Genomic DNA, 18,498 nt, shown 5'->3' on the forward strand with positions numbered 1-18,498 from the left:
CGGGGGTGCTCAGTTGTGGTCCCGTCCGACGAGCGCGAACGTCTGGACGGCTATCTCCAGCTCCTCGTCCGTCGGTACCACCGCGACCGCCACCCGTGCGTGGTCCGGCGAGATCAGTCGCGGGGCACCGGACCGCACGGCGTTCAGATCCGCGTCCACCGCCAGGCCGAACCCCTCCAGCCCGGCGATCGCAGCCTCCCGCACCGGCGCCGAGTTCTCCCCGACCCCCGCCGTGAACACCACCGCGTCCACCCGCCCGAGGACCGCCGAATAGGCGCCGATGTACTTCTTCAGCCGGTGCACATAGATGTCGAAGGCCAGCGCCGCCCGCTCGTCCCCCTCGTCGACCCGGCGCCGGATCTCCCGCATGTCGTTGTCGCCGCACAGCCCGACCAGACCGCTCCGCTTGTTGAGCAGTTCGTCGATCTCGTCCGTCGACATGCCCGCCACCCGCTGGAGATGGAAGGTGACGGCCGGGTCGATGTCCCCGGAGCGCGTGCCCATCACCAGCCCCTCCAACGGGGTCAGGCCCATCGAGGTCTCCACGCACCGGCCACCCGCCACCGCCGACGCGGAGGCGCCGTTGCCCAGGTGCAGCACGATCGTATTGACGTCCTTCGGAGCGCGTCCCAGCAACTCGGCGGCCTTGCGGGAGACGTACGCGTGCGAGGTGCCGTGGAAGCCGTACCGCCGGATGTGGTGGGTGTCGGCCGTCTCCACGTCGATCGCGTACCGCGCCGCGTACTCCGGCATCGTGGTGTGGAACGCCGTGTCGAACACCGCCACCTGCGGCAGGTCCGGTCGCAGGGCCCGCGCGGTACGGATGCCGAGCAGGTTCGCCGGATTGTGCAGCGGGGCCACCGGGACCAGGCGCTCGATCTCCTCCAGCACCTCCTCGCCGACCACCACCGGTTCGGTGAACCGCAGTCCGCCGTGCACCACCCGGTGGCCGATCGCCGCCAGTTCCGGGGAGTCCAGGCCCAGCCCGTCGGCCGCCAGCTCCTCGGCCGCCGCCTTCAGCGCGGCCTCGTGGTCGGGGATCGGCCCCGTACGCTCCCGCCGCTCGCCGATGCCGCCCGCCAGCGGGGTGTGCACCAGCCGGGATGTCTCCTCGCCGATGCGCTCGACCAGTCCGGTCGCCAGCCGGGAGTGGTCGCTCATGTCCAGGAGCTGGTACTTCACCGACGAGGAGCCGGAGTTGAGGACGAGTACGTGCTGCGCCGCCATGGTCGGGGAGCCGCCTTCCGGGATCGGGGAGCCGTCCGGGATCCCGGACGGCGGCGAGGCCGGGGAGACGTTCGGGGCCGGGGCGGTCATGCGGGCCGCCCCTCGCCCTGCGCCTGGATCGCCGTGATGGCCACGGTGTTGACGATGTCCTGGACGAGCGCGCCACGGGACAGATCGTTGACGGGCTTCCGCAGCCCCTGGAGCACCGGCCCGACGGCGACCGCGCCCGCCGAGCGCTGCACGGCCTTGTAGGTGTTGTTGCCGGTGTTCAGGTCCGGGAAGATCAGCACCGTGGCCCGCCCGGCCACCTCGGAGCCCGGCAGCTTCGTCGCGGCGACCCCCGGGTCCACCGCGGCGTCGTACTGGATGGGGCCCTCGATCAGGAGGTCCGGCCGGCGTGCCCGGACCAGGTCCGTCGCCTCGCGCACCTTGTCGACGTCGGCGCCCGAACCGGAGGTGCCCGTCGAGTACGACAGCATCGCGATCCGCGGCTCCACGCCGAAGCGGGCGGCGGTGGCGGCCGACTGCACCGCGATGTCCGCGAGCTGCCTCGCATCCGGGTCCGGGTTGACCGCGCAGTCCCCGTACACCAGGACCTTGTCGGCCAGGCACATGAAGAAGACGGAGGAGACGATCGAGGGGCCGGATCCGGTTATCCCGTCGCCCGCCGCACCGGCCGACGCGCCGCGCTCGGCCCCCTTCGTCTTGATGATCTCGAAGGCGGGGCGGATCGTCGCCGCGGTGGAGTGCGCGGACCCGGAGACCATGCCGTCCGCGAGTCCCTGCTCGACCATCAGCGTGCCGAAGTAGTTCACGTCGGCGACCACGTCGTACGCCAGCTCCGCCGTGACGCCGCGGTGCGCGCGCAGCCGCGCGTACCGCTCGGCGAACGTCAGCCGCATCTCAGAGGTCTGCGGGTCGACGATCTGCGTACCGGCGAGGTCGATGCCGAGGTCGGCGGCCCGCTTGCGAATGGTGTCGGGCTCGCCGAGCAGCGTGAGATCGCAGACGTCGCGGCGCAGCAGCACGTCGGCGGCGCGCAGCACCCGCTCCTCCGTGCCCTCCGGCAGGACCACCCGGCGCCGGTCGGCGCGTGCCTGCTCCAGCAGTTCGTGCTCGAACATCATCGGCGTGATCCGCCCGCTGCGGGCCACCGAGATCCGCTCCAGCAGGGCGCCCGTGTCCACATGGCGCTCGAACAGGCCCAGCGCCGTCTCCGCCTTGCGGGGCGTCGCCGCGTTCAACTTGCCTTCCATCGCGAAGAGTTCCCCGGCGGTGGGGAAGGAGCCGCCGACCACGGAGACCACCGGGGTGCCCGGTGCGAGCCGGGCGGCCAGGGTGAGGATCTCCTTGCCGGGACGTTCGTCCAGGGTCAGCAGCACACCGGCGATGGGCGGTGTCCCGGCGCTGTGCGCGGCCAGCGAGCCGACCACCAGGTCCGCCCGGTCGCCGGGCATGACCACCAGACAGCCCGGTGTCAGCGCCTTCAGCAGGTTCGGCAGCGTCGCACCGCCGAAGACGAAGTCCAGCGCGTCCCGGGCCAGCCCCGACTCGTCGCCGAGCAGCACCGTGCCGCCGAGCGCCGTGGTGATCTGGGCCACGGTCGGCGCGGACAGTGCCGCGTCGTCGGGCAGCACGGAGCAGGGGACCGGCAACTGCGACGCCAGCCGTTCCGCGAGGGCGTCGCGGTCCTCGGCCGCCACCCGGTTCACGATCATGGCGACGACGTCGCAGCCGAGCCCGGCGTACGCCCGGTACGCGTTGCGCGCCTCGGCGCGCACGGACTGCGCCGTCTGGCCCCTGCCGCCGACCACCGCGATCAACGAGGCGCCGAACTCGTTGGCGAGGCGGGCGTTGAGCGCCAGCTCGTCGGGGAGCTGGGTGGCGGCGAAGTCGGTGCCGAGGACCAGCACCACCTCGTACTCCTGGGCCACCTGGTGGAAGCGCTCGACGAGCCGGGAGACCAGTTCGTCGGTACCCTGCTCGGCCTGGAGCGCGGACGCCTCCTCGTAGTCCAGTCCGTAGACCGACGCGGGGTCCTGGGCGAGCCGGTAGCGGGCCCGCAGCAGCTCGAACAACCGGTCGGGACCGTCATGGACGAGGGGCCGGAACACCCCGACCCGGTCCACCTGACGCGTCAGGAGCTCCATGACTCCCAGATCGACGACCTGACGGCCGTCTCCCCGGTCGATCCCGGTCACGTACACGCTGCGCGCCACGCGTGCTCTCCCGTCCATATTTGCGGTTTGGGACGTATCGCCATGTTGACGATACGCCGGGCGCGCGAGACGCCGCCCGCCGGGCGTGCCCCCGTGTCCACGGCGCACGCGCCGCGCCCGACCCACCGGGGAATCACCCCGGTATGCGAGGGGCCACCCGGGCGGGCGTCACCGGAACGGGCGAGACCATGAGGTCCAGACCACGTGGGACAATCGTCATGGTTCACGGTGCGGCGAGGGTTTTCGTCCTCACCCCCGGAGCCCACGGCATCAGCGAGGGCAGGAGACACAGGACGATGCGCATCGGAGTTCTCACCGCAGGCGGCGACTGTCCGGGCCTGAACGCAGTGATCCGCTCGGTCGTGCACCGTGCGGTGGTGGGGCACGGAGACGAGGTCATCGGCTTCGAGGACGGCTTCAAGGGCCTCCTGGACGGCCACTTCCGCCCGCTCGACCTCAACGCGGTCAGCGGCATCCTGGCCCGCGGCGGGACCATACTCGGTTCGGCCCGGCTCGAGCGCGCCCGGCTGCGCGAGGCCGCCGAGAACTGCGCGGAGCTGAGCCGTCGTTACGGCATGGACGCGCTCATCCCGATCGGCGGCGAAGGCACCCTCACCGCGGCACGGATGCTGTCGGACGCCGGGATGCCCGTCGTCGGCGTCCCCAAGACCATCGACAACGACATCTCCGCCACCGACCGGACCTTCGGCTTCGACACGGCCGTGGGGGTCGCCACCGAGGCCATAGACCGTCTGAAGACCACCGCCGAGTCGCACCAGAGGGTCATGGTCGTCGAGGTCATGGGCCGGCACGCCGGCTGGATCGCGCTGGAGTCCGGGATGGCGGGCGGCGCGCACGGCATCTGCCTGCCCGAGCGACGCTTCGAGGTCGACGACCTGGTCAAGATGGTCGAGGCACGGTTCGCGCGCGGCAAGAAGTTCGCGGTGATCTGCGTCGCCGAGGGCGCGCACCCGGCCGAGGGCTCCATGCCGTACGCCAAGGGCGAGATCGACCAGTACGGCCACGAGCGCTTCCAGGGCATCGGCAACCGGCTGGCCATCGAACTGGAGACCCGGCTCGGCAAGGAGGCCAGGCCGGTCATCCTCGGCCATGTGCAGCGCGGCGGCACGCCGACCGCGTACGACCGGGTGCTCGCCACCCGCTTCGGCTGGCACGCGGTGGAGGCCGCGCACCGCGGCGACTTCGGTCGCATGACGGCGCTGCGCGGCAACGACATCGCGATGGTTCCGCTGGCGGACGCCATCACCCAGCTCAAGACGGTCCCCAAGAACCGGATGGACGAGGCCGAGTCGGTCTTCTGATCCGGCCCCGGGCCCTCCGGCCCCGGGCGGTGTGGCGTGCGGACGCGGCAGGGGGCGGGCGCGGAAGGCGGGGGGCTCAGGGCTCCTCGCCCCGCGTCACCCCCGCCGTCCGCCAGAAGCGTTCCACGATCCCCGCCAGGAACGCCCGCCCCGCGTCACCCGTCGCCCCGGACGGTTCCCCGGCCGCGTCGGCGTGGCCGGAGCCCGGTGCCCTCAGCGCCCGGTGGTCGGCGTGGAGCTGATCCAGCACGTCCTGGAGGTGCCCCCGCTCCAGCCGCACCAGCTTCGCCACCGACCGCACATGGGCGTGACGGCGCGTGGTGACCGCGGCCCGCAGCAGCTCCGCCAACTCCTCGTCCCGGCCGGACACCGTCACCAGCCCCGCGGGCGTCAGCCCGAGCACCTCGACGAGCGCCGCGGACTGGCGGTCGTTCCCCCGCCAGCGCCCCGCCTCCTCCATCCGCAGATACGCGGCGGGTGCCAGCCCCACCAGACCGGCCAGCTCCGCCACGGACAGCCGCCGGGCCGTCCGGTGTTCCCGCAGGGTGCGCGCGGCGGAGAGCAACTCGCCCGGGGAACACCACAGCACCCCGGCCAGCGCGGTGCGTTCGTACTCCGTCGGAACGGTCTTGCCGTGCTCCCAGGCGATCACCGTCGCGGTGCTGATCCGGAGGCCGTACTGGGCCCCGAGGCCGTACGCGACATGGCCGGGCCGCATCCCCAGGCCCTCGCGGAGGCGGCGCGCGGCCGAGGCGTCGAAGGGCGGTGTGGAACCGAAGGGCGGCGGAGAGACGGAGGACCGGGAGGGGCGCACGGCTTCACCGTAGGAGCGGGCCCGCCGCCCGACTACGGTGCGTTCCACCGATACCACGGCTCGTAGGAAGGTCCTAGTGCCGCTCCCGGCACTGGGCCGCGCGGAAGGCCCACGCCGGGTGGCCAGGTGCCGTGCCCGCACGGATGGGGCCATGCCGTGCGGAGGGCACTGGGCCGGTACGGAAGTCCTGTGCCGGTACTCGGTCGGACCCGTTCCGGCACGCGGGCGGCCCTGTTCCGGTACGCGGGCGGTCCGGCCCGGCCGGTGCTCCGGCGCGGAGGGCCGAAGACCCGCCCGGCGGCCGATGCCGCCGTCCGCGCGCGGGGTCAGTGGTCCCGGCGCACCCAGCGGTAGCGCAGTTCCGGGCGGCCGACCTGGCCGTACTGAGGGCTGCGCACCGCGCGTCCCGTCGTCACCAGGTGTTCCAGATAGCGGCGTGCGGTGATCCGTGAGATGCCCAGCTCGGCCCCGGCCGACCCCGCCGTCACACCGTCCGAGTCCCGCAGGACGCGGACGACGGCCTCCAGAGTCGGGCCGCTCAGCCCCTTCGGCAGTCGGTTCGGCTGCGGCGCGCGCAGCACTCCGAGCGCGCGGTCCACCTCGTCCTGACCGCTCGCCTCACCGGCCGCCGTGCGGAACTCGGCGTAACGGACGAGCCGGTCGCGCAGCGTGGCGAAGGTGAACGGTTTCAGCACGTACTGGACGACACCGAGCGACACCCCTTCCCGGACCACCGACAGATCGCGTGCCGAGGTCACCGCGATGACGTCCGCCGAGTGCCCGGCCGCGCGCAGCGAACGCAGCAGGTGCAGGCCGTACCCGTCCGGCAGGTACAGGTCCAGGAGCAGCAGATCGACCGGCGCCCGGTCCAGCGCCCGCACCGCCTCCGCGCGCGAGTGCGCGACCGCGGCCACCTCGAAGCCGGGGACGCGGCCCACGTACAGCCGGTGGGCGTCCGCGGCGACGGGGTCGTCCTCGACCACCAGGACCCGGATCACGGCACGACCTCCCCGGCGGCGCTCTTCGCCCGGTCGCCCGAGGCCAGCGGCAGCCGGACCGTGAACCGGGCACCGCCCTCCGGGCCGCGGTCCAGTTTCACCGTCCCGCCGTTGCGGCGCACCGCCTGCCGCACCAGGGCCAGTCCGATCCCCCGGCCCGCGCCGTGCGTGGACCAGCCCCGGTCGAACACGACGGGGACGTCGTCCGGATGGATGCCCGCCCCGGTGTCGGCGACCCTCAGCAGCAACTCGTCCTCCTCGGCCAGAGCGGTGACGGTGACCCTGGGCCGCCCCGACCGGGTCGGGCGCGCGTCGCCCGAGGGTCGCCGTGGTTCCCCGACGCGCGGGCCGGGCACGGATGCCGACCGGGGGGAAGCGGATGCGTCGGGCACGGCTGCGGGTGCGGCCGGATCGGATGCGTCGGGCACGGACGGGGGAGCCGGCGAACCGGATGCGCCCGGCAGGACCGGATCGGCCGCCGCCTCCGACACCGCGTCCACCGCGTTGTCGATCAGGTTGCCGAGGATCGTCACCAGATCCCGGTCCAGCAGGGTCGTGGGCAGGGCGCCGTCGTCGATCATGCTGTCGTCCGCGAGCACCAACTCCACCCCCCGCTCGTTCGCCTGGGCCGCCTTGCCCAACAGCAGCGCCGCCAGCACCGGTTCGCCGACCGCGCCCACCACCCGGTCGGTGAGGGCCTGGGCCGACTCCAGTTCGGCGGTGGCGAAGCCGACCGCCTCCTCGGCCCGGCCCAGTTCGATCAGCGAGACGACGGTGTGCAGCCGGTTCGCCGCCTCGTGCGCCTGTGAGCGCAACGCCTGGGTGAACCCGCGCTCGGAGTCCAACTCGCCGGACATCGACTGGAGTTCGGTGTGATCGCGCAGCGTCACGACGGTACCGCGCCGCTCACCGCCCACCACCGGGCGGGTGTTGACCACGATCACCCGGTCCGCCGTCAGATGCAGCTCGTCGACCCGCTCCTCGGAGGCGAGCAACGCCCCGGTCAGCGGCGCCGGAAGCGACAGATCGGCGACCCCGCGCCCCAGGACGTCCCGTCCCAGCCCGAGCAGTTCCCGGCCCGCGTCGTTGATCAGCGCGATCCGGCGCTGCCCGTCGAGCATCAGCAGCCCTTCACGCACCGCGTGCAGCGTGGCCTGGTGGTAGTCGTGCATCCGGCTCAGCTCGGCCGCGTTCATGCCGTGGGTGTGCCGGCGGAGCCGGGCGTTGATCACGTACGTGCCGAGGCCGCCGAGCGCCAGCGCTCCGCCCGCGGCCAGGCCCAGCGCCCTCAGCTCCGCACGCACCTGCGAGGAGATCCGCTCGACCGTGATGCCCGCGCTGACCAGTCCGGTGATCCTGCCGCCGTCCCGGACCGGGGTGACGACCCGGATCGAGGGCCCGAGGGTGCCGGCGTAGGTCTCGGTGAACGTCTCACCGCGCAGCGCCTGCGCGGTGTGACCGAGGAACTCCTCCCCGATCCGGCCGGTGTCGGGATGCGTCCAGCGGATCCGTTCCGGCGACATGATCGTGACGAAGGCGATCCCGGTGTCCCTGCGGACCTGCTCCGCGTAGGGCTGGAGCGCGACGGACGGGTCCGGGGCGCGGATCGCCTCCCGCACGGACGGGGAGCCCGCGATCGCCAGCGCCGCCGCCCGGACCTGCCGGGCCGCAGTCTCCTCCGCCTGCGCCCGGCCGGAGGCGTACGCGAAGAACGCGCACCCCGCCACCACCGCGGCGACCAGCACCACCTGCATGGCGAAGAGCTGGCCGGCCAGGCTGCGCGGACGGGTACGGAACAGACGCATGCCGCCCAGTCTGCCTGGCCGGAAACATGTAAACGAAATGTACGCAACAGTGACCGCCCTCACAGGGAGCGAGATATTCGCCGAGGGTTTTTCCGGCCCCGATGTGCCGGACGACCCTGGCGCCCCCGGGGACGGGGGAGCGACCCGGACGAGCCGAGGAGAACCCCCCGTGGGAGTGGCAGCAGCCAGGCGGGACCGTACGCACTATCTGTATCTGGCCGTCATCGCGGCCGTGGCGCTCGGCATTCTGGTGGGCTTGACGGCCCCGGGCGTCGCCGTCGAGCTCAAGCCGATCGGCACCGGTTTCGTCAACCTCATCAAGATGATGATCTCGCCGATCATCTTCTGCACGATCGTGCTGGGCGTCGGATCGGTGCGCAAGGCCGCCAAGGTCGGCGCGGTCGGCGGACTCGCCCTCGGTTACTTCCTGGTCATGTCGACGGTGGCGCTCTCCATCGGCCTGCTCGTCGGCAACTTCCTGGAGCCCGGCCAGGGCCTGCACCTCACCGAGGCGGTGCGTGCCGCGGGTGAGAAGCAGGCGGCGGGCGCGAGCGAGTCCACCGCGGACTTCCTGCTCGGCATCATCCCCACCACGATCGTCTCCGCCTTCACCGAGGGCCAGGTGCTCCAAACTCTGCTGATCGCCCTGCTCGCGGGCTTCGCGCTCCAGGCCATGGGAGCGGCGGGCGAACCGGTGCTGCGCGGCATCGGCCACATCCAGCGCCTGGTCTTCCGCATCCTCGCCATGATCATGTGGGTGGCCCCGGTCGGCGCGTTCGGCGCGATGGCGGCCGTGGTGGGCGAGACCGGCGTCGACGCGCTGAAGTCCCTCGCCGTGATCATGATCGGCTTCTACCTCACCTGCGCGATCTTCGTCTTCGTGGTGCTCGGCACCATCCTGCGCCTGGTCGCCGGGGTCAATCTGATCGCCCTGCTGAAGTATCTGGGACGCGAGTTCCTGCTGATCCTCTCCACCTCCTCCTCGGAGTCCGCGCTGCCGCGGCTCATCGCGAAGATGGAGCACCTCGGAGTCAGCAAGCCCGTCGTCGGCATCACCGTGCCGACGGGCTACTCCTTCAACCTCGACGGCACCGCGATCTACCTCACGATGTCCTCGCTCTTCATCGCCAACGCGCTGGGCGACCCGCTGACCGCCGGTGAGCAGATCTCGCTGCTGGTCTTCATGGTCATCGCGTCCAAGGGGGCGGCCGGGGTCACCGGCGCGGGTCTGGCCACCCTCGCGGGCGGTCTCCAGCCCCACCGGCCCGAACTGGTCGACGGCGTCGGGCTCATCGTCGGCATCGACCGCTTCATGAGCGAGGCCCGCGCCCTGACGAACTTCGCGGGCAACGCCGTGGCCACCGTTCTGATCGGCACCTGGACCAGGGAGATCGACAAGGGGCGGGTGGACCAGGTCCTCTCCGGCGCGCTCCCGTGGGACGAGCGGATGCTGGGTCACGACGGCGAGGAGGCGAGCGTTCCGGAGCCGCGCGCCGGCGACCAGGAACACGCCATGGCCAAGGCATAGGCACAGGACCACCCGGCCGCCGGGTGGGCCACCGGACCACCGGGCCACCGGACCGAAGGCACACCTCCTTCAGACACGAGCCGGACGGTCACCGCAAGGGCCGCCGCGGGACCTCCCGCCGCGGGACCTCCCGCGGCGGCCCTTCGCGTGGCCCGCGCCCGGCTCCTGTCGCTCACGGGCTCCGCGTCCGGCCGCACGGGCCGGATCACGAGCCGCCTCGTCCTCATGTCGCCCGGAGCACGAGCCGCCCCGTGCTCACACGGGCCGGAACCAGACCGTGGCGAGCGGTGGCAGCGTCAGCAGCAGGCTTCCGGGGCGGCCGTGCGCGGCCACCGGTTCGGCCTTCAGCGGGTCGGGGCAGCACACATCGCTGCCGCCGTACCGCGCCGCGTCCGTGTTGAGCGCCTCCGCCCACTCCGACTGACTGCCGAGCACATCCGGGACGCCGAGGCGGTAGTCGTGCCGCACCACCGGGGAGAAGTTGCTGACGGCCAGCAGCGGCGAACCGTGCCTGTCGTAGCGGAGGAAGGCGAAGACATTGTCCTCGGCCGCTCCGCCGTCCACCCAGGAGAAGCCCTCCGGCACGGTGTCGCACTGCCACAGCGCGGGAGTGGCGCGGTACACCGCGTTCAGGTCGCCTACCAGGGTGCGTACGCCCCGGTGGTCGTCCGCCGACGCGTACGCCGGGTCCAGCAGCCACCACTCCGGTCCGTGCTCCTGCGACCATTCCGCCCCCTGGGCGAACTCCTGTCCCATGAAGAGGAGTTGCTTGCCCGGATGGGCCCACATGAAGCCGAGGTACGCGCGATGGTTGGCACGCCGCTGCCACCAGTCGCCGGGCATCTTGCTGACCAGCGCCTGCTTGCCGTGCACCACCTCGTCGTGCGAGATCGGCAGCACGTAGTTCTCGCTGTACGCGTACACCATCGAGAACGTCATCTCGTCGTGGTGGTACTTGCGGTGGACCGGCTCCTTCGTCATGTACTGGAGGGAGTCGTGCATCCAGCCCATGTTCCACTTCAGCCCGAAGCCCAGCCCGCCGTAACCACCATGCCCGACATGGTGGGTGGCGCGGGTCACGCCGTCCCAGGCCGTGGACTCCTCGGCGATGGTGACGACACCGGGGTTGCGCCGGTAGACGGTGGCGTTCATCTCCTGGAGGAAGGCGACGGCGTCCGGGTTCTCCCGGCCCCCGTGTTGGTTGGGGGACCACTGCCCGTCCTCGCGCGAGTAGTCGAGGTACAGCATCGAGGCCACCGCGTCGACCCGCAGCCCGTCGATGTGGAACTCCTCGCACCAGTACGTCGCGTTGGCCACGAGGAAGTTGCGCACCTCCTTGCGCCCGTAGTCGAACTCCAGCGTGCCCCAGTCCGGATGCGCGGCCCGTGCCGGGTCGGAGTGCTCGTACAGCGGGCGGCCGTCGAACTCCGCGAGCGCCCAGTCGTCCCGCGGGAAGTGCGCGGGCACCCAGTCCATGATCACGCCGATTCCGGCCCGGTGCAGGGCGTCGACGAGGTGGCGGAAGTCGTCCGGGGTGCCCAGGCGGGCCGTCGGCGCGTAGAAGCCGGTCACCTGGTAGCCCCAGGAGCCGCCGAAGGGGTGCTCGGCGACCGGCATCAGCTCCACGTGCGTGAAACCCAGCTCCCTTACGTAAGTGGGGAGTTGCTCGGCGAGTTGCCGGTAGGTCAGCCCGGGGCGCCAGGACGGGAGATGCACCTCGTACACGGAGAACGGGGCCTCGTGCACCGGTACGTCCGCGCGGTGCGCCATCCACTCCCGGTCCCGCCACTCGTGGTGCGAGGCCGTCACGATCGACGCGGTCGCGGGCGGCACCTCGGCACGGCGCGCCATCGGGTCGGCGCGCGTGGTGTGCGAACCGTCGGGGCGGCAGATGTCGAACTTGTACAGCGTGCCTTCACCGATCCCGGGCAGGAACAGCTCCCACACCCCGCTGGCGCCGAGCGAGCGCATCGGGAAGCCGGTGCCGTCCCAGAAGCCGAAGTCCCCGACCACCCGCACCCCGCGTGCGTCCGGGGCCCAGACCGTGAACCGGGTCCCCGTCACGTCCTGGTGCTCCATGACGTGCGCGCCGAGTGCGGTCCACAGCTCCTCGTGCCGCCCCTCGCCGATCAGATGCAGGTCGAGTTCGCCGAGCGCGGGCAGGAAGCGGTACGGGTCCTGCGCCTCGATCTCGGTGTCCTCGTAGGCCACCTGCAACCGGTACTCGGGCAGCGACGGCATGGGCAGCAGCCCGGAGAAGAGCCCGTCCCCCTCGTCGTGGAGCCGCGCCCGCAGACCCTTGGCGCGTACGGTCACGGACCGCGCGTGCGGGCGCAGCACCCGGAAGACCACCCCGCCGCGCACCGGATGGGCGCCCAGCAGGGCGTGCGGATCGTGGTGCTCCCCGGCGAGCAGCCGGGCCCGGTCGCCGGTGTCGAGGGGGTGCGCCTCGCGGACCCCCTGACCGCCGGAGCCTCGCGCGCGCGGACGAGCCGGTGCGGTCCGTCCGGCGGCGGACCTCCTTCGCCGGGCCGATGGGGGTGGCGTGGATGCGACGGCGGCGACGGCGGCGTCGGGGGCGGAGGCCGCGGAGGCGACCGGGGCGGCGGTCGCCGGGCTCGCCGTGGTCGCGGGGGGCGCCTCGGCCTTCGCAGATGTCCTGACGCCCGGTGCCGGGGTGAGCGGGGTGCTGGTCGCCCGGGGCGTGGTGGGCGCTTCCCCGGCGGGCGGGCCGACGGACGGCTTGCCAGTGGACGATTTGTGGGCGGACGGCTTGCGGGTGGACGGTTGGTCGGCGGTCACGGGGACGGCCTCCTTCGCGGGTGGGGGCGGAGCGAACGGGGCGGACAGGTTCCGGGCCGGCGGGGGACCGAAGCGGGGAGGGGGCCGGACGAGTGCCGGAGCGGGGAGGCGGCGCGGCACCGGACGTCCGGTCGTTCACTCGGTGACGGTGGCCAGGCGGTGGATCGCCGCCATCGGAACCGGTAGCCAGTCGGGCCGGTGCCGTGCCTCGTACAACACCTCGTACACCGCCTTGTCGGTCTCGTGGGCGCGCAACAGCTCCGGTTCGCTGCGCGGGTCGACGCCCGCGGCCTCGGCGTACCCCTCGCAGTACGCGGTCCGGCAGCGCGCTGCCCACTCGGCGTTCCACGGCCGGTGCGAGCGGGCCGCGTAGTCGAAGGAGCGGAGCATGCCGGCGACATCGCGCACCGGTGGCTGGGGGCGGCGGCGCTCGGCCAGCGGCCTGGCGGGTTCGCCCTCGAAGTCGATCAGCGACCAGAATCCGTCGGCCGCCCGCAGGGTCTGGCCGAGATGAAGGTCGCCGTGCACCCGCTGGGCCGCCCGGTCGCGGTCCCGGTCCCCGAGCGAGGCGACCGCGTCGAACGCCGCACGCAGACCGGGCACGTACGGCATGAGCGCGGGCACCGCACGCGCCGCGGCCTCCAGCCTCCGCACCATCCCCGCCGCCAGATTCTCGGTCTGCGCCGGGCGCAGGGCGGGCGTGGGCAGCGCGGCGGCCAGCGCGGTGTGGACCTCGGCGGTGGCCCTGCCGAGGGCGTGCGCCTCGTCGGTGAAGGCGTGGCCCCGGGCGAGGGCGCGCAGGGCGAGCTGCCAGCCGTCCTCCGCGCCGCGCAGGAACGGCTGGAGAACGCCGAGGGTGAGCGGTTGTCGTGCGGCGGCCTCGAACCAGGCGATGGGGGCGGGCACCCGCCCGCATCCCTCGCGGGTGAGCGCCAGCGGGAGTTCCAGATCGGGATTGGTGCCGGGGAACACCCGGCGGAAGATCTTGAGGATGTAGGCGTCGCCGTAGACGAGCGAGGTGTTGGACTGCTCGGCGTCCAGCACCCGCGGCGCCGGTCCCGCCGCGATGGGGGCGCCGCCCCGGCCGAAGCGCAGCGCGCCGAGGGTGCCGGGGGTGCGCAGCCGTTCCAGCAGGAGCGCCGCGAGGCGGGGGTCGTGCAGCCCCTCGTACACCGCGCGGCCCGCGAGCGGTCCGCCGGCCGGACGGCCGACGAGCGCGGGCGCCAGCGGGGGAGGCAGCGCCGCCCGTACTCCGAGCAGCAGTTGGTAGCAGTCGGCGGGCCACCGCGCGGGCGCGGACGGCTGATGGGCCCGCACCAGCAGGTGAAGCAGCCCGGCTCCGGAACCGACGGTCACGGAGGGGGCGTCCACCGGCAGCATCTCGGTCGCCGACACCAGCGAGAAGCCGTTGATCGGCTGTCCCTTGCCCGCGAACCACCGCTGCCGGGGCAGCCATTCATGCAGCAGGGGAGCGAGCGACGGAAGCAGGGCTGTGCTGTCGGCCAGAGCGACCCGAGTGGATGCAGCCTCCGACATGGCAACGCGTCCTTTCCCCGGGCACACCACAGGATGCGAAGAGTGTCCCGGATTGCGGCATTTGCTGTCCGGCTGTGCGGGACGTGTCGGGTCAGGATGGTCCGTACGGACTCGGCTTGAGGGAGGACCCGGTGGGGCTGGTGGGGCCGACGGCGCAGGCGGGGCCGGAAGGCCGACAGGGCCGGAAGCACCGGGGAAGGGCGGCGGGCCGGGAAGAGGGCGGCGACGGGTCCGGCAGGGCCGGGCCGGGCCGGTCATCCCGCGGGGCCGGGGGCGTTCGGGGCGGGGGTGCGCCTCCGTGCGGGGCGGCGGACACCGCCCCGCGGTCAGTGCTGGGTGTGACGCACCGTCAGCTGGACGGTGCGTCCTTCCGCAGCCGGAACCAGTAGAACCCGTGCCCCGCCAGGGTCAGCAGGTAGGGCAGCGAACCGATGGCCGGGAAACGCACCCCGCCGATCAGTTCGACCGGATGGCGCCCCTCGTACGACCGGAGATCGAGCTCCGTCGGCTGGGCGAACCGCGAGAAGTTGTGCACGCACAGTACGAGGTCGTCCCCGTACTCACGGGTGAAGGCGAGCACGGCCGGGTTCGACGACGACAGCTCGTTGAACGAGCCGAGACCGAAGGCGGGGTTCTGCTTGCGGACCTCGATCACCCGCCGGGTCCAGTGCAGCAGCGACGACGGGGAGGCCATCGACGCCTCGACGTTGGTGACCTGGTAGCCGTAGACCGGATCCATGATCGTGGGGAGGTAGAGCCGCCCCGGATCGCTGGAGGAGAAGCCCGCGTTGCGGTCGGGCGTCCATTGCATCGGGGTGCGCACCGCGTCCCGGTCGCCCAGCCAGATGTTGTCGCCCATCCCGATCTCGTCCCCGTAGTAGAGGATCGGGGAGCCGGGCAGGGACAGCAGCAGCGCGGTGAACAGCTCGATCTGATTGCGGTCGTTGTCCAGCAGGGGCGCCAGGCGCCGCCGGATGCCGATGTTGGCGCGCATCCGGGGGTCCTTGGCGTACTCCGCGTACATGTAGTCGCGTTCTTCGTCCGTCACCATTTCGAGGGTGAGCTCGTCGTGGTTGCGCAGGAAGATGCCCCACTGGCAGTTGTTCGGGATCGCCGGTGTCTTCGCGAGGATTTCCGAGACCGGGTAGCGGCTCTCCCGCCGGACCGCCATGAAGATCCGCGGCATCACGGGGAAGTGGAACGCCATGTGGCACTCGTCCCCGCCGGAGCGGTAGTCGCCGAAGTAGTCGACGACGTCCTCCGGCCACTGGTTGGCCTCGGCGAGCAGCACGGTGTCCGGGTAGTGCGCGTCGATCTCTTTGCGGACCCGCTTGAGGAACGTGTGCGTCTCCGGCAGGTTCTCGCAGTTGGTCTCCTCGCGCTGGTACAGGTACGGCACCGCGTCCAGGCGGAACCCGTCGATGCCGAGGTCCAGCCAGAAGCGCAGCGCGGCGAGGATCTCGTCCTGCACCGCGGGGTTGTCGTAGTTGAGGTCGGGCTGGTGGGAGAAGAACCGGTGCCAGTAGTACTGCTTGCGCACCGGGTCGAACGTCCAGTTCGACGTCTCCGTGTCGACGAAGATGATCCGGGCGTCCGGGAACTGCTTGTCGTCGTCGGCCCAGACGTAGTAGTCGCCGTACGGCCCGTCCGGGTCGTTGCGGGACTGCTGGAACCACTCGTGCTGGTCGCTCGTGTGGTTCATGACGAAGTCGATGATCACGCGCATGCCGCGCTGGTGCGCGGCGTCGACGAACTCGACGAAGTCGGCCAGGTCGCCGAACTCGGGCAGCACGGCGGTGTAGTCGGAGACGTCGTAACCGCCGTCACGCAGCGGTGACTTGAAGAACGGCGGCAGCCATAGGCAGTCGACGCCCAGCCACTGGAGGTAGTCCAGCTTGGCGGTGAGGCCCTTGAGGTCTCCGATGCCGTCGCCGTTGGAGTCCTGGAACGTTCGGACGAGTACCTCGTAGAAGACGGCGCGCTTGAACCAGTCGGGGTCGCGGTCCTTGGCGGGAGTGTCCTCGAATGTGTCGGGGACTGGCTCGTTGACGATCATGTGGGTGACCCTCCGGTCGGCGGGGACGGTCGCAGGGCCGCGATGTGCGCGGGCATGACGCCCGGCTCCAGGCGCACATAGAAGGTCCTGCCCCAGTGATAGGTGTCGCCGGTGAGCTCGTCGCGCACCGGCACGCTCTCGTGCCGGTCGAGGCCGAGTCGCACCATGTCCAACGAGACTGTGGCCTCCTGGGTGTGGTGCGGGTCGAGGTTGACGACCACCACGACGGCATCCGGCCCCGAACGCTTGCTGTACGCGATCACCGCGTCGTTGTCGACGGAGTGGAAGTGCACATCACGCAGTTGCTGGAGCGCCGGATGACGCCGTCTGATGCGGTTGAGACGGGTGATGAGCGGAGCCAGCGAACGGCCCTCGCGCTCCGCCGCCTCCCAGTCCCTGATCCGGACCTGGTACTTCTCCGAATCCAGGTACTCCTCGCCTCCCGGGCGCACCGGTGTGTTCTCGCACAGCTCATAGCCGGCGTACATACCCCAGGACGGGGAGAGGGTCGCCGCGAGCACGGCCCGCGCCTCGAAGGCCGGGCGGCCCCCGTCCTGGAGATGGCCGGGCAGGATGTCCGGGGTGTTCACGAAGAAGTTGGGGCGCATGAACGGGGCGGTCTCGCCAGCGAGTTCCGTGACGTATTCGGTGATCTCCCGTTTGCTCTCGCGCCAGGTGAAATACGTGTAGGACTGCTGGAAGCCGACGGCGGCGAGCGTCCGCATCATCGCGGGCCGGGTGAACGCCTCGGCCAGGAAGATCACATCCGGATCCGTTCCGTTGATCTCGACGATCACCTTCTCCCAGAACACCACCGGTTTGGTGTGCGGATTGTCGACCCGGAAGATCCGCACACCGTGCTTCATCCAGAAACGGAGAATGCGAGTCGTTTCCGCGACCAGGCCGCGCATGTCCTTGTCGAAGGCGATCGGATAGATGTCCTGGTATTTCTTCGGCGGATTCTCGGCATAGGCGATCGAACCGTCCGCGCGGTGCCGGAACCAGTCCGGGTGCTCCGCGACCCATGGATGGTCGGGAGAACACTGGAGAGCGAAATCCAGCGCGATCTCCATACGGAGTCCGTGGGCCGTCGCGACGAAATGGTCGAAGTCGTCGAGGGTGCCGAGATCCGGGTGGACGGCGTCGTGGCCGCCCGCAGCCGAACCGATCGCCCACGGCACACCGACATCGTGCGGTGCGGCGGACAGCGAGTTGTTGGGGCCCTTGCGATGGGTGGTGCCGATGGGGTGGATCGGCGGCAGATAGACCACGTCGAACCCCATGGCGGCGACCGCGGGCAGCCGCTCGGCGGCGGTGCGGAAGGTGCCGCTGACGACCCGGGACGCGGGCGCGGCCGTCGTGGTCCCGGCCGCCCCGCGGTCCACGCCCGGTACACCAGGTGCACCCGGTACGCCGGATACACCCGGTGCGGCAGGTTCGATCCTGGCGCCCTCCGAGCGGGGGAACAGTTCGTACCAGGAACCGAACAGGGCCCTGCGGCGCTCGACCAGCAGCGGGAGCGGGGCGGAGGCGGTGACCAGTTCGCGCAGCGGGTGACGGTCGAGCGCGGCCCGCACCTCCGGGGCGAGCGCGGCGGCCAGCCGGGCGGCGGCCGGGCGCGACGCGTCGCGCAGCCCGTCGGCCGCGGCCAGCACGGCCTCGCGCGCGTCCCGCTTGGGTACGCCCGCCGCGGCCCGCTCGTGCAGCTCTGCGCCCTCCGCCAGCACGAGCGCCGTGTCGATCCCCGCCGGGATCTTGACGCCCGCCTCCTGCCGCCAGGTGCCGATGGGGTCGCTCCACGCCTCGACCGTGTACGACCAGTGCCCCTCGGCGTCCGGGGTGACATCGGCGCCCCACCGGTCGGTGCCGGGAGCGAGTTCGCGCATCGGCGTCCAGGGGCCCGGCCGCCCGCTCGGGTCCAGCAGGACCAGACGGGCGCCGACGGCGCCGTGCCCCTCGCCGAAGACGGTCGCGGTGACCTGGAAGGTCTCACCGGAAACGGCCTTCGCGGGCCTTCTGCCGCAGTCGACGAGGGGGCGGACGTCGAGGACGGGAATGCGACCGGTCATGGAATCCTCTGAGGACGGGGCTCGGGCCGAGCAGGGCGTGCCGGTATCGCGGAGGGCCGAATGCGCCCACCGCGACCGACAGGGGTCCGTCCTTTCTAACCGCTCGGTCGGCGGCTGGCGGT

Annotated in this window: 11 protein-coding genes; 2 read left to right on the forward strand and 9 right to left on the reverse strand. The window is 72.0% G+C overall.

From position 1 onward, the window contains the following. Window positions 1-9: 9 nt before the first annotated feature. On the reverse strand, window positions 10-1,227 hold the full coding sequence (locus tag ACIHCL_RS08095) for an acetate kinase (protein WP_399858954.1): 1,218 nt from the start codon (window positions 1,225-1,227) through the stop codon (window positions 10-12). 86 nt (window positions 1,228-1,313) lie between these two features. Continuing rightward, window positions 1,314-3,446, reverse strand: coding sequence for a phosphate acetyltransferase (gene pta / locus ACIHCL_RS08100; protein WP_399858339.1), 2,133 nt, complete (start codon window positions 3,444-3,446; stop codon window positions 1,314-1,316). A 296-nt stretch (window positions 3,447-3,742) separates the two neighbouring features. Between pta and ACIHCL_RS08105 the strand changes: the two genes are divergently transcribed. Beyond that, on the forward strand, window positions 3,743-4,768 hold the full coding sequence (locus ACIHCL_RS08105; RefSeq protein WP_399858342.1) for an ATP-dependent 6-phosphofructokinase: 1,026 nt from the start codon (window positions 3,743-3,745) through the stop codon (window positions 4,766-4,768). 76 nt (window positions 4,769-4,844) lie between these two features. Here the strand turns inward: ACIHCL_RS08105 and ACIHCL_RS08110 are convergent, their stop codons facing one another. From ACIHCL_RS08110 to ACIHCL_RS08120, 3 genes are all read right to left on the reverse strand, one after another. Then, a complete protein-coding gene (locus ACIHCL_RS08110; protein ID WP_399858957.1) occupies window positions 4,845-5,486 on the reverse strand; it encodes a helix-turn-helix domain-containing protein in 642 nt (213 codons plus the stop codon). Between the two features lie 422 nt (window positions 5,487-5,908). Next, window positions 5,909-6,580, reverse strand: a complete 672-nt coding sequence (locus ACIHCL_RS08115; protein WP_399858345.1) for a response regulator — start codon at window positions 6,578-6,580, stop codon at window positions 5,909-5,911. Continuing rightward, complete coding sequence (locus ACIHCL_RS08120; protein WP_399858348.1) at window positions 6,577-8,385, reverse strand: ATP-binding protein; 1,809 nt, start codon at window positions 8,383-8,385, stop codon at window positions 6,577-6,579. Before ACIHCL_RS08120 ends, ACIHCL_RS08115 begins: the two co-directional genes overlap by 4 nt. A gap of 169 nt (window positions 8,386-8,554) precedes the next feature. Here ACIHCL_RS08120 and ACIHCL_RS08125 point away from each other — a divergent pair, with 169 nt between their 5' ends. Then, window positions 8,555-9,913, forward strand: coding sequence for a cation:dicarboxylate symporter family transporter (locus ACIHCL_RS08125; protein WP_399858350.1), 1,359 nt, complete (start codon window positions 8,555-8,557; stop codon window positions 9,911-9,913). A 255-nt stretch (window positions 9,914-10,168) separates the two neighbouring features. On the opposite strand, the gene glgB is transcribed toward ACIHCL_RS08125, so the two are convergent. The 4 genes from glgB to ACIHCL_RS08145 form a co-directional block, all read right to left on the reverse strand. Next, window positions 10,169-12,715, reverse strand: a complete 2,547-nt coding sequence (gene glgB, locus ACIHCL_RS08130) for a 1,4-alpha-glucan branching enzyme (RefSeq protein WP_399858353.1) — start codon at window positions 12,713-12,715, stop codon at window positions 10,169-10,171. A gap of 135 nt (window positions 12,716-12,850) precedes the next feature. After that, window positions 12,851-14,251, reverse strand: coding sequence for a maltokinase (locus ACIHCL_RS08135; RefSeq protein WP_399858356.1), 1,401 nt, complete (start codon window positions 14,249-14,251; stop codon window positions 12,851-12,853). A 349-nt stretch (window positions 14,252-14,600) separates the two neighbouring features. Beyond that, window positions 14,601-16,307 carry a maltose alpha-D-glucosyltransferase gene (gene treS / locus ACIHCL_RS08140; RefSeq protein ID WP_399858357.1) on the reverse strand — a complete coding sequence of 569 codons (1,707 nt, stop codon included), beginning with the start codon at window positions 16,305-16,307 and terminating at the stop codon, window positions 14,601-14,603. Then, entirely contained in the window at window positions 16,304-18,376 is a 2,073-nt protein-coding gene (locus ACIHCL_RS08145) for a maltotransferase domain-containing protein (protein WP_399858360.1), read from the reverse strand. The genes treS and ACIHCL_RS08145 overlap by 4 nt, the downstream gene beginning before the upstream one ends. Window positions 18,377-18,498: the final 122 nt, after the last annotated feature.

Origin of the sequence: Streptomyces sp. NPDC052042, assembly GCF_044548345.1 — a bacterium.
Taxonomy (GTDB): Bacteria; Actinomycetota; Actinomycetes; order Streptomycetales; family Streptomycetaceae; genus Streptomyces.